Source organism: Desulfitobacterium sp., assembly GCF_035539115.1.
Classification (GTDB): Bacteria; Bacillota; Desulfitobacteriia; order Desulfitobacteriales; family Desulfitobacteriaceae; genus Desulfitobacterium_A.
Window position 1 is genome coordinate 15,532 of sequence record NZ_DATLJA010000015.1, and the last position, 14,749, is coordinate 30,280.

Annotated in this window: 10 protein-coding genes; 1 reads left to right on the forward strand and 9 read right to left on the reverse strand. The window is 46.8% G+C overall.

Going from position 1 to position 14,749, the window contains the following annotated elements; translation table 11 throughout:
- Positions 1 to 70: 70 nt before the first annotated feature.
- The 8 genes from VM640_RS02320 to VM640_RS02355 all read right to left on the reverse strand — a co-directional run bounded on the left by VM640_RS02320 (position 71) and on the right by VM640_RS02355 (position 13,094).
- The gene (locus VM640_RS02320; protein ID WP_325389514.1) at positions 71 to 1,258 is read right to left on the reverse strand and encodes an ABC transporter substrate-binding protein; all 1,188 of its coding nucleotides are present in this window, start codon (positions 1,256 to 1,258) and stop codon (positions 71 to 73) included.
- Positions 1,259 to 1,261: 3 nt separating this feature from the next.
- A complete protein-coding gene (locus VM640_RS02325) occupies positions 1,262 to 3,040 on the reverse strand; it encodes a B12-binding domain-containing radical SAM protein (RefSeq protein ID WP_325389516.1) in 1,779 nt (592 codons plus the stop codon).
- Positions 3,041 to 3,104: 64 nt separating this feature from the next.
- Positions 3,105 to 4,136 carry a polysaccharide deacetylase family protein gene (locus VM640_RS02330; RefSeq protein WP_325389518.1) on the reverse strand — a complete coding sequence of 344 codons (1,032 nt, stop codon included), beginning with the start codon at positions 4,134 to 4,136 and terminating at the stop codon, positions 3,105 to 3,107.
- 60 nt (positions 4,137 to 4,196) lie between these two features.
- Positions 4,197 to 4,985 carry a Cof-type HAD-IIB family hydrolase gene (locus tag VM640_RS02335; protein WP_325389610.1) on the reverse strand — a complete coding sequence of 263 codons (789 nt, stop codon included), beginning with the start codon at positions 4,983 to 4,985 and terminating at the stop codon, positions 4,197 to 4,199.
- 327 nt (positions 4,986 to 5,312) lie between these two features.
- On the reverse strand, positions 5,313 to 8,129 hold the full coding sequence (uvrA, locus tag VM640_RS02340; protein WP_325389520.1) for an excinuclease ABC subunit UvrA: 2,817 nt from the start codon (positions 8,127 to 8,129) through the stop codon (positions 5,313 to 5,315).
- An 18-nt stretch (positions 8,130 to 8,147) separates the two neighbouring features.
- Positions 8,148 to 8,621 carry a pyridoxamine 5'-phosphate oxidase family protein gene (locus tag VM640_RS02345; RefSeq protein WP_325389522.1) on the reverse strand — a complete coding sequence of 158 codons (474 nt, stop codon included), beginning with the start codon at positions 8,619 to 8,621 and terminating at the stop codon, positions 8,148 to 8,150.
- A 736-nt stretch (positions 8,622 to 9,357) separates the two neighbouring features.
- The gene (gene uvrB / locus VM640_RS02350) at positions 9,358 to 11,442 is read right to left on the reverse strand and encodes an excinuclease ABC subunit UvrB (protein ID WP_325389524.1); all 2,085 of its coding nucleotides are present in this window, start codon (positions 11,440 to 11,442) and stop codon (positions 9,358 to 9,360) included.
- Positions 11,443 to 11,576: 134 nt separating this feature from the next.
- Positions 11,577 to 13,094, reverse strand: a complete 1,518-nt coding sequence (locus VM640_RS02355; RefSeq protein WP_325389526.1) for a sugar ABC transporter substrate-binding protein — start codon at positions 13,092 to 13,094, stop codon at positions 11,577 to 11,579.
- Positions 13,095 to 13,176: 82 nt separating this feature from the next.
- On the opposite strand from VM640_RS02355, the gene VM640_RS02360 reads away from it, so the two are divergent.
- A complete protein-coding gene (locus tag VM640_RS02360; RefSeq protein ID WP_325389528.1) occupies positions 13,177 to 13,515 on the forward strand; it encodes a phage holin family protein in 339 nt (112 codons plus the stop codon).
- A gap of 75 nt (positions 13,516 to 13,590) precedes the next feature.
- Here VM640_RS02360 and VM640_RS02365 read toward each other — a convergent pair whose 3' ends face one another.
- Positions 13,591 to 14,622, reverse strand: a complete 1,032-nt coding sequence (locus tag VM640_RS02365; protein WP_325389530.1) for a hypothetical protein — start codon at positions 14,620 to 14,622, stop codon at positions 13,591 to 13,593.
- Between the last annotated feature and the right edge of the window lie 127 nt (positions 14,623 to 14,749).

Consider the following 14,749-nt stretch of genomic DNA (forward strand, 5'->3'; position numbering starts at 1 on the left):
CCACCTCCTTAAAAAGATCTTGTCTCTACATCTTATTGGGCATGAAGAACGCCTAGTACTAGTCTAACAGCTACTTCGTTGCACTCAATTTAGCCGCTTCGGTCTGAGCCTGAGTTAACGCATCTTGAGGTGCTGTTCCTCCCCAGACTCTCTGCCAAGCTGCCTCCTGTAAGGCAAGGAGTTTCCACTCCAGGGCATCCCCAGTTAAAGGCCAGAGCTTATCTAAGCTCTGGGCAACCTGAGGAGCAACCCCTTTTTGACCCTCCGGTGTTTTATAGTAAGCAACGCTTGCCGGAAAACGCGTTCCAGACTGAGCGAAGGATCCCTCAATATCGGGCTTAAGAAGTGCTTCCTCCACCATTTTAATCAAGGGTTCAAGCACAGCTGTTGTCTTGATCGAAGAATTCGCGATTCCGAGTGTCGGACCCGCTAATCCTTGTCCCTGACCTCCTACAAGATTTGAGAGCGGAATACTTCCCCAAGGAATATTTGCCTGCGTCAAGGCAGGAGCTTGACTTGCCGCCGCAATCATATAAGCGGCCTCTTTATTCACAAACAGAGTCTGCGCATTCGGGTCGACCAACAGAAGCTTAGCCTTCTGCCAGGCCTGAAGCTGCTGGGCGAATAACACATTTGCCGGATCGTTTAAACTGGGCTGTCCTCCAGTGATGAGCTTTCCCCCTTGACCGTTCCACCAGGAACTAAGAGTCTTGCTGTTAAGCGAAGGGATCGTCATTATCCCTTTAGTATTAAGCCAGTCGGTTAAACTCGTTGGAGGCTGAACGACATCCGCACGGTAGTAAAACAACGGGAGATCGGTAAGCCAGGGTTGAGCATAAATTTTATCTCCATAACGGTAAGGAGAAACTAGCCCGGTAAACGCATCCGCCTCCGCAACTACAGGAGCCAGAGTCCCTTGGGTATAGAGTTTTGTCAACGTCTCCTGAGAAGCGATCAGAATTTCGGGTCCTTCGCCGCCTGCTTCCGCTTGATAGGTTAACCCTGCCAATTGATCCTCAGGTATTGACTTAGCCCGGAGCAAAACCTCAGGGTGTTGATCCATGATCAACTGGACTTGCTTGTTTAAGTTATCCGCCTCGACCCCTTGGAGCGTATGCCAGATTTCAATCACCGCAGGAGCCTCCCCACCAGGTATTCCCTGCTGAGGAGCTCGGTTACAGCCCATAGCAAATCCGAGAAGGAAGATTAAAGTTATAATAGTCAGTCCAATTCTCCGCGAAGAAGACCCCTTTTTCATCGATTACGCTCCTTCAACTAACGGGTACACCTGAACCCGTCCCTTTTGATAGAAAAACAAGACCCATTTTTCCTTTGTAAAATATTCGACAGCAGTCGCGCGTGCCCATTGACGCCGATCCATCTGCTTTCGCTTGGGAATTTGACTTTCCCAACGCTCATCCGCCTGGATTTGAGCCTTACGATTCGGGTAGTCTTCAGGCTGTTCTTCTCCCGGGATTTGCAAAAATTCTGGAACTGATACTGGACGTTCCCAGCGGTAATAGTCGAAGCGTAAGCGTTCCCTAAGGGATTTTTCCAAGGAATGAATCCTTTTTTCGGAGAGAAACGTTCTCTCCGAGGGTTCTTCTTGCTCAGCTTGTCTCAAGCTAGCTTCGAGAAACTCCCATAATTTATCAAAGAGTGCTTTGCCAGACCAGCTTTGTCTAAACCAGCCCTGGCGGTACCAATATTCCGCTAATTCATGATAAAAATCAAACGGGGTAGGAAAGAGAAGCACCGCCTCAGGTAGAACCTCCTGAAACTTTCCGGAATTATAATACCGATCGAGAACTTCTTCTAAACGGTGTAGTTTAAGAAGTTCTTCATGGCTCATGTCACGTGTCTGAAGAATTGTGTAGGGTGGATCTGGAGAAAATATCAATCCGAATTCCTGACTTTTCTCACGCAAGCCCGACCCTTTTAAAACCTTAAGAAAACCGAGCTGCAGCATATCTGGCTGAACATCATACACATCATTAAAAGATAATCGAAAGTGCTCCCAATCTTCTTTCGGTAAGCCGGCAATGAGATCCAGATGAAGTGGTACAGTTCCCAAGCGGTGTAATTCTCGAACATAACCAGACCAGCGTTCAAAATGCTGGGTGCGCTCGATAATTTGAAGCGTGGGTCGATATGTCGATTGAACCCCCACTTCGAATTGCACCAACCCTGCAGGATATCCTTTAAGATAATTGACCCACTCCTCATCCAACAGTTCTCCCGCAATTTCGCAGTGGACTCGAATCCCTTCATCGGGTGGATAATTTTGGGCCTCCTCCCTCACAATATCGAGAATTCTGAAAGCATGTTTTTTTTGAACATTAAACGTCCGGTCAACGAATTTGATCGTACGTGCGCCATAGTTAAGGAGACGCTTCAAAATAATTCGAAAAGTTTCAGGATCTAAATAACGAACCCCTGGAAGGGTCGAAGAAAGACAATACTGACAATTAAAAGGACAACCCCGGGTCGTTTCTACATAAACGAGACGTCCTTGAAAATCCTCTTTTTCTTGGTAAGGAATCGAGTTTTCCGATAAAGGTAGGAACGGACGAGAAGAATTGAGTCTAATCTTTAGCCCCTCCGGGGTCGATTCCCGCCAAGCTAACCCTAATACCTGTTCCGGCTTTCGCTTCTTGCGCCAAGCCCGAAGCAACTCTAAAAAGGTTTCTTCTCCCTCTCCGTAAACAACTCCATCCACCTCTGGATGTTCCTTCAGGAACTCTCCTGCATCAAAAGAGACCTCTGGACCCCCTAAGACAAATCGAGTATCAGGGCAGACAGGTCGCAAACGGCGAATGAGCGCTAAAGTTTCAGTAAGATTCCAAATATAACAGGAAAAGCCAATGACCTCTGCCTTGGCTTCAAATATTTCTCCCGCGATTCGCTCAACGCGTTCATTAATCGTAAACTCCCGAAGATTGGTCTCCGGAAACTCGGGACGAACCGCATCACGTAAGTAACGTAGGGCCAGATTGGTATGCACGTATTTTGAGTTCAGACACGCTAAAAGAATTCTCAAAAAATCGGCCCCTTTCTATATCCAGTATAGCCTGAAGACATGCACAATGCAATTCTTATGCCAACTAACTTTTGAACCCTCCGGGAAAAAGAATCGGTGCCACTTCAGGCCTTAAAATGCCAAACGTAAACCCTTCTTTCTTCAGATAGCGGATGATCTGCGGTAGGGCATCCACAGTTGTCGTTTTACCTGATGCATCATGCAGGAGCAGGATCACCCGGTCTTTCCCTGGAACTTGCTTCTCGACATTCCGGACCAATTGATCCGCTGGAACCACAGGCGCTGTAGCATCCCCTGCGCTTACGTTCCAATCGTATACAAGATAGCCTGCAGCATCTACCGCATTGTAGTAATCCACATGAAAATGTCCTTGTGTGCCGCCCGGCGTCCGAATAATCGGAGGACGGATGCCGATCAAGCTGGATATCAAATCTTCATTCTTTTTAATGTTAGCCAGATAAGATTGCGGGCTTTGATAGATTTCTGCATACTTATGGGAATAGGTATGATTGCCGATCGCGTTTCCTTCAGCATACTCCTGCTGCAAATAGTCCGGATATTTTTCGATTTGTGTTCCAATCACAAAAAACGTAGCATTGACCCCTTCATCCTTAAGGATTCTCAAAATATGCGGCGTGTTTGGAGAGGGACCATCATCAAACGTCAGATAGACGACTTTTGCTGGCTCGCTGCTAAAGATCCGGGTGCGCATCGCCAGTCCGGGCGCCATCGGCGGACTTCCCGCCAATTCGTAAAACGGTCGGAGCGGAGTTTGCGGAGGATCAGGCTGAGGCGGCGTCATGGGTATGGGAGCAACATCCGAAACTTGCTCTTGTTGGGAGGTTGTCTTTGTCTGACCTTCTGTTTCATCTTGAGAAGTCCCGCTCTTTGGAATCATGTCCGTTTCTTTTATTCCTTGATCTAAATCACTCTGGCTGATTTGGTCTGTCTTAGTTGGTTGTGCTGAACTATTGGATTGTGGGGAGATAAAGGCTGTTCTACTGCATCCCGAAAGACCGAGGGCGAGAATTATCATCAACGAAAGAAGATAACGTGTAATCCTACTTTGCCCTTTAAGCTGTTTCACTGTCGCCATTTTGCTCGCCCCTTTTTTGCCTCATACTCTGTTGCTTATTCTAACGGCTACCTAATGTGCTTAGCCCCACCCCAAAACATATTTTTCGATCACATGGGCAACCCCATCTTCTTGGTTCGTCGCCGTCACCACATCCGCAGCTTCTTTAACTTCTAGGCGGGCATTTCCCATAGCCACACCGACACCTGCATAACGGATCATTTCAAGATCATTTAAGCTGTCCCCTACGGCCAGGACTTCTTCCTGTTTAACCCCAAGACGCTCTGCTAAGGAGGATAAGGCTGCACCCTTATTCACTGTAGGATGAATGAGTTCTAAAAATTGAGGCTTTGATTTTGTGCTTCGCACCTGACCCTCATACTTAAGATGGATTTTGCCCTCCCAAACCTTCAAAATCTCAGGCTCACCAAACAAAAGAATTTTCTCGACACCTTCTTTTTCCTGGGCTAAACATTCTTGCAGATCCATTTCCTCAACAGGCACCCGAGTCGCGCGCGCGTATTGCCTAGACCAATCATTCATTTTTTCGACAACAACATGATCTTCAAGGTAAACCTGGAAAAGAACCTTTTGAGGCAAAAGCCAATTGACAATTGCCTGAGCAGTTTTTATCGGAATCACTCTGCGGTAGAGTACTTCACCACTTAGGGCCTCCTGTACCATTGCTCCGTTATAGGTAATCACCGGAAGATCTAGCCCTAATTGTTGAGCATAAGGCCTTACCGATGCAGGCATTCTTCCAGTCGCCAACGTAACATAAACCCCTTGCTTCTGGGCCTGCTGGATAGCTTCCACCGTTCGCTCCGAAATCGTCAAATCATTCCTGAGGAGGGTATCATCCATATCCATAGCAACTAAGCGTATAGGTAAAGAAGACCGGACATAATTACTTTCATCGTAGGACAATAAATCATCTCCTAACAAGTCATTTATTCGACAAAATTTAACTTATTCCTCTCAGTTCATTCACATTCGCGGACCCCCACTGAACAAAAGAACCCTTCATTATTGTTATGAATTTCACGTTAAAGACGTTAAAGAAAGCCGTTGGTTGCACTTATACTATCTGCTCCAAAATTTATACTTTCTGTTAGTATAAAAAATGTCCCCTCGTATTCCTCCATTATTCAAGAGGGACGAGGTGACACTTTTTACGTTAAGAAGAATTCGACCACTTTAATTTAAATAGCGCTTTAAAAACTGTCCCGTATAGGAAGACTCCTCGGCCGCTACTTCCTCTGGGGTTCCGGCAATTAAAACTTCTCCGCCTCGGTTCCCGCCTTCTGGTCCGAGATCGATCAAATAATCGGCTGTTTTGATAACATCGAGATTGTGTTCGATCACAAGTACTGTATCCCCAGCATCGACCAAACGATGAAGAACCTGGAGCAAGCGATCTACATCTGCCGTGTGTAACCCCGTCGTCGGCTCGTCCAAAATATAGATGGTTTTACCCGTGCTGCGACGGCTGAGTTCGGTTGCCAGCTTAATTCTCTGCGCTTCCCCACCTGAAAGAGTCGTTGCCGACTGTCCGAGGTGAATATAGCCGAGGCCGACATCCTGCAGCGTTTGCATCTTGCGTGCAATTCGAGGAACGGCTTGGAAGAACTCCAGAGCTTCCTCTACCGTCATATCGAGAATTTGAGCAATATTTTTCCCTTTATAACGAACTTCGAGGGTTTCCCGATTATAACGCTTCCCATGACACACTTCACAGGGAACGTAGACATCCGGTAAAAAGTGCATCTCGATTTTAATAATACCGTCTCCGTGGCAGGCTTCACAGCGACCGCCTTTGACGTTAAAGCTGAAGCGGCCGCGAGCATATCCGCGCATCTTCGCTTCCGGAGTCTGCGAGAAGAGTTCTCTGATAAAGTCAAAAACCCCAGTATAGGTCGCCGGATTAGAGCGCGGTGTCCGTCCAATCGGAGATTGATCAATATCAATGACCTTTTCCAGATATTCCAGTCCCTCGAGACTCTTATGTGCACCCGGCCTGAGCCGAGCCCCATTAAGTTGAGAAGCCAAACTTTTATAAAGGATCTCATTGACCAAGGTACTCTTACCAGAACCAGAGACACCCGTCACACACGTGAACATCCCCAACGGGATTTTAACGGTAATGTTTTTCAGGTTGTTTTCTTTAGCTCCTTTAACTACCAGCCATTTGCCGTTAGGCTTACGGCGCTCAGTCGGAACCTCTATTTTTCTTCGGCCGCTCAGATATTGACCTGTTATAGAGTCTGGATTCGCCTTAATCTCTGCCAAAGTCCCCTGAGCCACAACATATCCCCCGTGAACCCCAGCACCCGGTCCGATATCAATAATATGATCCGCTGCCAACATTGTCTCCTCGTCATGCTCAACCACAATTAGGGTATTACCTAAGTCTCTTAAATGTTCTAACGTGGAAAGCAACCGCTCATTATCCCGCTGATGGAGTCCAATACTGGGTTCATCCAGAACATAGAGAACCCCCATCAAGCTCGAACCTATTTGCGTTGCCAGCCGAATCCGCTGGGCTTCCCCACCCGAAAGGGTTCCAGCTGCCCGGCCTAAAGTGAGATAGTCGAGTCCAACATTGACCAAGAAACCTAGCCGTTCACGAACCTCTTTCAAAACTTGCTTGGCAATGATCTGTTCCTTTTCACTCAGTACTAAATGTTGGCTAAACTCCAAGGCATCCGTGATGGGCATACTAGTGACATCATAAATTGACACTTCACCCACGGTGACCGCTAAAGCTTCAGGTTTCAAACGCTTCCCCTGGCAGACTGGACAAGCTCGTTGACTCATATAACTTTCCATTTCTGTCCGAACATAGTCTGAAGAAGACTCGCGATACCGACGTTCAAAATAAGGAACGAGTCCGTCGAACGGCGCATTAAAAATCTTCGCTTGATCAAAAACATTGATATAGCGAAATTTGATCGGTTTATCTGTCCCCTGCAGAAGTCCCTGCCACTGGTCCTCGTTTAACTGGTCTAAGGGGGTATCCATCGTAAACCCGAGTGCTTCCGAAACGGCTTGAAGCATTTGTGGATAATAGTTGGATTGAGACTTCGCCCAAGGAGCAACCGCCCCTTCGTTTAAGGTGAGTTTCCGGTTCGGCAGGATCAAATCAACATCCACTTCCAGGTTTGCTCCTAAGCCAGTACAGGCCGGACAGGCTCCAAAGGGGCTGTTGAAGGAAAAAAGGCGCGGTGAAATCTCTTCAAGGGCAATCCCGCACTCGGGGCAAGCAAAATTCTCGCTAAAAAGAATCTCTTCCCCACCGATGATATTCACAATTACGTTCCCTTCACTCAGCTTCAAAGCGGTTTCTAAGGAATCTGCTAAACGTGTCGCACTATCCGGTTTAATCACGATCCGATCGACAATGACTTCGATCGAATGTTTCTTGTTCTTTTCCAGTTTAAGCTCTTCACTTAAATCATGCGTTTCTCCATCCACACGAACTCGGACATAGCCCGCTTTACGCGCTTCTTCAAAAACCTTAACATGTTCCCCTTTCTTTCCTTTGATCAAGGGCGCCAGGATTTGCAATTTTGAACGTTCTGGATAGGTCAAAATCTGATCGACCATTTGCTGAACGGTCTGCTGGCTAATTTCCCTGCCACAGCGGGGACAATGTGGATGCCCAATCCGCGCATAGAGCAAGCGCAGATAATCGTATACTTCAGTGACCGTTCCCACGGTCGAACGCGGATTCCGGCTGGTCGTTTTCTGGTCTATCGAAATTGCCGGCGAAAGACCCTCGATATAATCCACATCCGGCTTGTCCATTTGTCCTAAAAACTGACGCGCATAAGATGACAAGGACTCTACATATCGTCGCTGCCCCTCAGCGTAAATCGTATCAAACGCCAAAGAAGATTTTCCCGACCCGGACAAGCCGGTAATAACTACCAGCTTATCCCGTGGAATGTCAACGTTAATATTTTTTAAATTATTAGCACGGGCACCCCGTACCTTAATAAAATCCTGGGTCATAAATCCTCCTTAAAATTCTTAACTAAAGCGCGATTTCCCGGTTAGATGTTCAATCTCGAGTTTAAAAACCCGGCAATTCGGTTCATCCGCTTCCAGATACTTTAGGCCTTTCTCCATAAATTCACTAGAGTATTTCGTTAGAAAAGCGGTCAACACCTCTCTTTTTTCAACCCCACTAACTTCAAACATCCGTCCAAAGGCAATGGCACTTTGAAATCTAACACTAAATCGATCGGGCAAGGTTTGAACTTCGCCAACCACGCAAAACGATGCCTTGTTGTTTGCAGCAATATTATCCAACTTGTGTCCTTCGCGAGCGCAGTGAAAATAAATCGAATGGGTCTTATCGATATAAACATAACTGAGAGGGACACCATAGGGATACCCTTCAGCGTCCACCGTTGCTAATGTGCCGTACTCGCCCTTCGTGAGGAGTTCTAAGACAGCGTTATCTTCCATTTTGCGGTCTTGCCTTCGGAGTTCTCGAAACATAGTCTTTCCTCACTCTCGTGTCAATTATGGATTTTTGCAAGCAGAGTTACGTTACAGACGCTCGAACCGACGCTCACAGACCAAGCTAAGGGCATAACTGCTGGATGCAAGCAGCGGGATTCCCTCCTAAAACGCCGCGCAGAGCTGCTATGCCGTCCATGGCGCACTCTGCACTAGGCACGTCCTGTGCCGTCGCCTTGGTTCACGGTCGGCGAGTGAAACCCTCAACTAGAGGATTTCGCATGTGACTCGTCCCGCTAAAGTGGGAGCAGTTTTGCCCAAGCTTGGTAGCTGCTCACTTTAAGTCCTCGCTTACTGTAATCGTAACACGCATCGCAGAATGACTTGGGTCCTACTTCGCGGATTGCTCAAGCAAGAAACTCAAGAACCCAAGAAACTATCGAAGAATATATTAGACCCGAAAGCGTAGCTTTTCGCGTAAGAGTGAACGATTTCTTCGGAGGGGCATTATAGGAAACTTGGCTTGAGTTGAGGAACGAAATGCAAGCCTTAGTTGACTTATCCTCGAAGGGGATGAGACGAAAGATGCTTCCGAAGACGAAAGCCCGTGAAGGGGTTTCGCGCTTTAGCTCAGCGTCGCCGAGGTTCACTTGCTGAAAACAGAAGGGTTGGCAGAGCTGCCTCGGAAGCGAGTGAGGCAGCCCCGGAGATGGGAAGTGAACGGATGCGCGAAAGGCTACATTTCTTGTACGATGCTGGATTGCATATCATGAGCCTATCGTTTCGCTCTCTGCCGAGAAGAAGCTGCTCCAGCCTTCCCTGCTTTACTGCCTGCCTTACTCGACTTGGCCCCACTACCTTCCCGTCTCTTGCCCCGAGTCTGGACGGAACGCTTATACTTGTTCTCCTCACCCTTGAGTTCAATGATTGCATCACGGATTTCTGCCGCCTGTTCAAAGTCCATATTTTTAGCCGCTAAGCGCATTTCTTGTTCCAGGCTCTTGAGCAGCGTCGCCAATTCCTCGGGAGGAAGCTTACTCCCATAAGCCGCTTTTTTCTCCGCGATCTTAGTGGCTTCGGGGACGTCATAGATTTTCTTGCGAATCGTTTGCGGGGTAATTCCATGCTCCTCATTATAAGCTTGTTGAATCGTACGCCGACGATTCGTTTCGTCGATCGCCAATTTCATGGATTTCGTGATTTGGTCAGCGTACATGATGACCTTTCCCTCGGAATTCCGAGCAGCCCGCCCAGTCGTCTGGATTAGAGATCGTTCCGAGCGCAGAAATCCTTCCTTATCCGCATCCAGAATAGCCACTAAGGAAACTTCCGGTAAGTCCAGACCTTCCCGAAGGAGGTTAATCCCGACTACAACATCAATGTCTCCAAGCCTGAGTTCCCGCAGAATCTCCACCCGCTCCAGTGTCTTAATATCTGAGTGCAGATACTTGACCGCGAGGTTTAGATTCTTCATATAGTCCGTTAAGTCTTCCGCCATTTTCTTGGTCAAAGTTGTGACTAGAACCCGCTCATCCCGATCAATTCGTTGCTGAATTTCACCTAGCAAATCATCAATCTGGCCTTTCGATGGCCGAACGGAAATTACCGGATCCAGAAGCCCGGTTGGCCGGATAATTTGCTCAACAGCTTGCGGACAGTGCTCCAGCTCATAAGGACCGGGAGTTGCACTAATGTACAATCGTTGAGGGACCAACTGTTCAAACTCATTGAACTTAAGTGGACGGTTATCTAAGGCCGAAGGTAAGCGAAAGCCATAATTAACTAAGGTGGTCTTACGCGAGCGGTCTCCTTCATACATTCCGCGTACTTGAGGTAAAGTTACATGGGATTCGTCCACCATAAACAAAAAGTCCTTCGGAAAATAATGGATCAAAGTATAGGGCGTCTCTCCCGGCTCACGAAACGTAATATGGCGGGAATAGTTCTCAATCCCGTTGCAGAAGCCCATTTCACGGAGCATTTCCAGATCATACCGAGTCCTTTGCTCCAAGCGTTGCGCTTCTAACAGTTTATTTTCGGATTTCAGGAACTTAAGTCTATCCTCAAGTTCTGCCTCGATATTTTCACAAGCCAGCATCACTTTATCCCGCTCTGTGACATAGTGAGAGTTTGGGAAGATGGAGACATGTTGACGTTCCCCGAGGATTTCTCCGGTTAAAACATTCACTTCATATATATGCTCAACTTCATCGCCAAACATTTCCACACGAATCGCGCGTTCCGAAGACGAAGCGGGATAGATTTCGACGATATCGCCACGCACCCGGAAGGTCCCGCGCTGGAAGGCAATATCATTACGGTCATATTGAATGGAGATAAGCTTGCGAAGTATATCATTACGGTCGATTTCCTGTCCTTGCCTTAAAGATAAAACCATATCGTAATACTCGTCAGGCGAACCTAACCCATAAATACAGGATACACTGGCGACCACGATGACGTCTCGTCGTTCAAACAGTGCGGCCGTCGCCGAATGGCGCATTTTTTCGATCTCATCGTTAATTGAGGCATCTTTCTCAATAAAAGTATCACTCGAAGGAACATAAGCCTCTGGTTGATAATAATCGTAATAACTGACAAAGTACTCGACTGCATTCTCTGGGAAATATTCTTTAAATTCACTGTAAAGTTGGGCAGCCAGAGTTTTATTATGCGCTAAAATGAGTGTTGGTCTCTGGACTTTCTCAATAATATTTGCCATTGTAAATGTTTTACCAGAACCCGTTACCCCCATTAGTGTTTGATGACGTTTTCCTTCTAACACCCCGGCGACCAGAGCATCTATCGCCTGTGGCTGATCCCCGGAGGGTTGATAGGGAGCATGTAAACGAAACTCCATATTCTCTGGTCTCCTTTCATTACATTAATTCTAAAGAAGATTATAACACTAATTCCAGGGAAACTTAAAGTACACCATAGAAAAGCCTCGTATCATGTTTTTAGGAGCAATGACACGAGGTTTTCTTATTTGCCTTAACTCTTTTTATCACTCTTAGCCCCTTCTTGGCCTTGTTGGCCCTTCTGGCCCTGATCCTGTTGGCTTTTTTGTTGGGTTTCTTGTTTTAACATTTCGGAAGGAATCGTCCGATTTTGTTCACTCGTACTTTTTTCAGTACCCAGTACTTTCCCTTGAGAATCAAGATAGTCTCGGGTAATAATGGTCTGCACTTTTTCCGTTACTTTAGTGGCACCCTGGGGAACATTTCCACCTGATGATGTACCCCCACTCTGGCTTTGTCCCTGAGCAGAACCTTTCTTCTGATCTTGGCCTTGAGTGCCCCCTTGAGTGTCTGAGCTTTGTCCCTTCTGATCCTTGCTTCCGCTACTCGAGGAACCCTGATCTTTTTGACTCTGACCTGATGTTTTCGCAGCCGTCTCAGCTGCTTTGGCATAACTTTTTTGGACAACGGCTAAGTTTTCCGGAGTTACGGATTTGACGGGTACGATTTTGGCTGGAACTTCCCCTTGATCTCCTGTTACGGATTCACTAATATCTAATGTTTCTTTATTGACGATCTTTTGTGCCCACTGAAAAGCATTGACCCCTTGGATATAGGGAGAGGTGTCAATATCGGCAACCTGAGTCCCTCCTGCCATGCGCTGCAAGGATTGTTGATTCGCTTGCCCTCCGACCAAGAGCACCTTTTTCTCTAATTGTTGGCTTTTCAAAACCTCCGTAGCCAGTGCTGCCAGCTTTTCAGTTTGGGCAATCACTGCTTGGATTTTCCCCGGGTTTTTTTGGAGTAAATCAACGAACCCCTGCCGGGCTACAGCTTCTGACCCCGCAGGACTCGCTATTGCCTGAACTGTTATTTTCGGATTCTTACTCAAGGTCTGCTTTGTTGCAGCTAGCGTTTTTTGTGTGGCACTATCACTAGGATCTCCCTGTAAAACAACGACCTGCCCCTCCGATACTTTACTCAGCACTGGCTCAGCCATTAATTCTCCGGCCTTTTGGGGGTCAGGTAAGATAATTCCTGCTGGCTTAACGCCAGCAGGTAATGCGTTTAAGGCGACTACCGGAATCTTATCTTTTTGTACGCTTTGTAGAAGCTCTGGATTACCGCCCTGATAAATGAGAATTTTTGCTCCTTTCAGCTGGGAAGAAGAATCCTGGCTGTTACTCCCACCCGAACTCTGTCCCTGAGAACTTTGTCCCTGAGAGCCTTTGCTCTCTGAGGCTCCTCCAGAGCTACCCCCCTGTGAGCTTTGCCCGCCAGAACTCGAGCCGCTTTGCTGTCCTCCCGACGTTCCCGGGGAAATCATTTTAACCTCTATATTTTCCTTTTGGGCCATGTCCTCAATGCCGCGGAGAATTAAGTCTTTATTAGGGTCTTGCTCATTTAAGGCCACGGCAATGACCGCTTTTTGCTGACTTTGCGAAGAACTTTGTGATTTTTGCTTTTTATTCCCGAGAAGGTCTTGAAGACTGCATCCCGTTAAGGTTAAACTAAGAAATAAAGCAAAAACAATCAGGAGAATTCTTTTCATGGGACACGCTCCTTTCCAGGCTCGAATCCTTACTTAGTTTTCCCCTGATTATCTGAAAAATGCGTGTGAGGAGATGTATTTGATGACTGGGTTTTTCATTAGGTTATTAATCAACGCCCTATCTTTGATTATCACGACTTTTTTTGTTCCGGGACTCCAACTCACTGGTATAACGGCATCCTTTTTTGCTGCCTTTATCTGGGGAATAGTTAATACACTCATCCGACCTATTTTCTCGTTTTTTACGTTTCCTTTGCAGATTTTATCCTTAGGGATTTTTACGTTAGTGATTAATGCTCTTATGTTAGTCCTAACCGCCAAGCTTGTGCCTGGATTCAGCATCAGTAGCTTTTCTGCGGCCTTTTGGGGAGCGATTATTTTAAGTCTTGTAAGTATGGTCTTAACTCATTTATTTAACTGAAATCATGATTAGCAAGCTCAGCACTATATTTTTCCCTCAATATTATAATCCATCCTATTAATGATGGAGACTTTCTTATTTTAGTTCTTCGAGATCTCCTAAAATCTGATTCAACATCTCATCCCGTAACTGATCCACTCGCGAAAAGTCGATCACGTCCATATAAATTGTTTTCAAATGCTCCCTCAAATTTTGAAACTTAACCAGAGCATCTTTAAGCGCTTCACTGAAGGGGCGATCTAGGCCTTGATCCTTCAGTTCTTCGGGTGCGCCCTGCCAAACAGCGAGGTTCCTTTGGGGGAAAACAATGCCGATGATTTTATCTGGATAAAGAGGATGAAGCACTATATTGATAATCTGACCGAGTTGCTCTGCTTCACTGAGGATCCAGTCCATCGCTTCTGATGTTTCTTTTCCGTCTAAGCGAATCTGGTCAAAATCAGCCAGATAATGGGGAGCAAGGTTTAGCCATCCTTCACAATCCAGTCTCTGGAGAAAAAAGGAGGTTACTTTGCTTTTTTGAAGTTTGTCTAACGCGCCTTGGGCTTTACTCCAGGGTCCCTCCCTTGCTTCCTCGAGATCTGAGGACGAGTAGCTGTTGAGTAGCCAAGGCCGTTCATGTTTATCCTCAGCGGTAGGAGCTTTACCCCGGACTTTTTCTCCAAATTCTTCAGCTAAACGAACCCCTATCTCCTTCTGAAGTCGCTTTCCGTCATCTTCCAACTCTAAAATCCGATGACGCTGATACTCTAGCTTACGTAGATCACACAGGGGTGTAAAATCGACAAACCGTTCCACAATCCCCGGGGCGCGCCATTTCAGGGGAGCTACCTCATATAGATCAAGCATTGCCAAGTTACTCCGGCGAATACTGAAACCGGCCATTGAATCCGGATCGCGCGCAGACCGCATAAAATCCACTTCATAGCCCCGATCAAGAAGTTCTAGCCCGATCATTTTGATCATTGTCGATTTGCCGGTTCCCGGCCCTCCCATGAGGACATAAGTACGTTCCCATTCTGACATCATATCTGGCAAAAGTGATATGTAGCCCCGGCTCGTTACTCCTTCGGCAAAGTAATGACGTACTCCCGGTTTTTGAACCATGTCCTTCCCCCCCATTTTTTTGTTCGCCGTAGTCTATGCGAGTGGAAGGGGAATGGTCACTTCTATCCTCACCGTGAAAATGCCGCCCTAAATTTTTAGGGCGGCATCATCTTTTTATAGGGGTAAA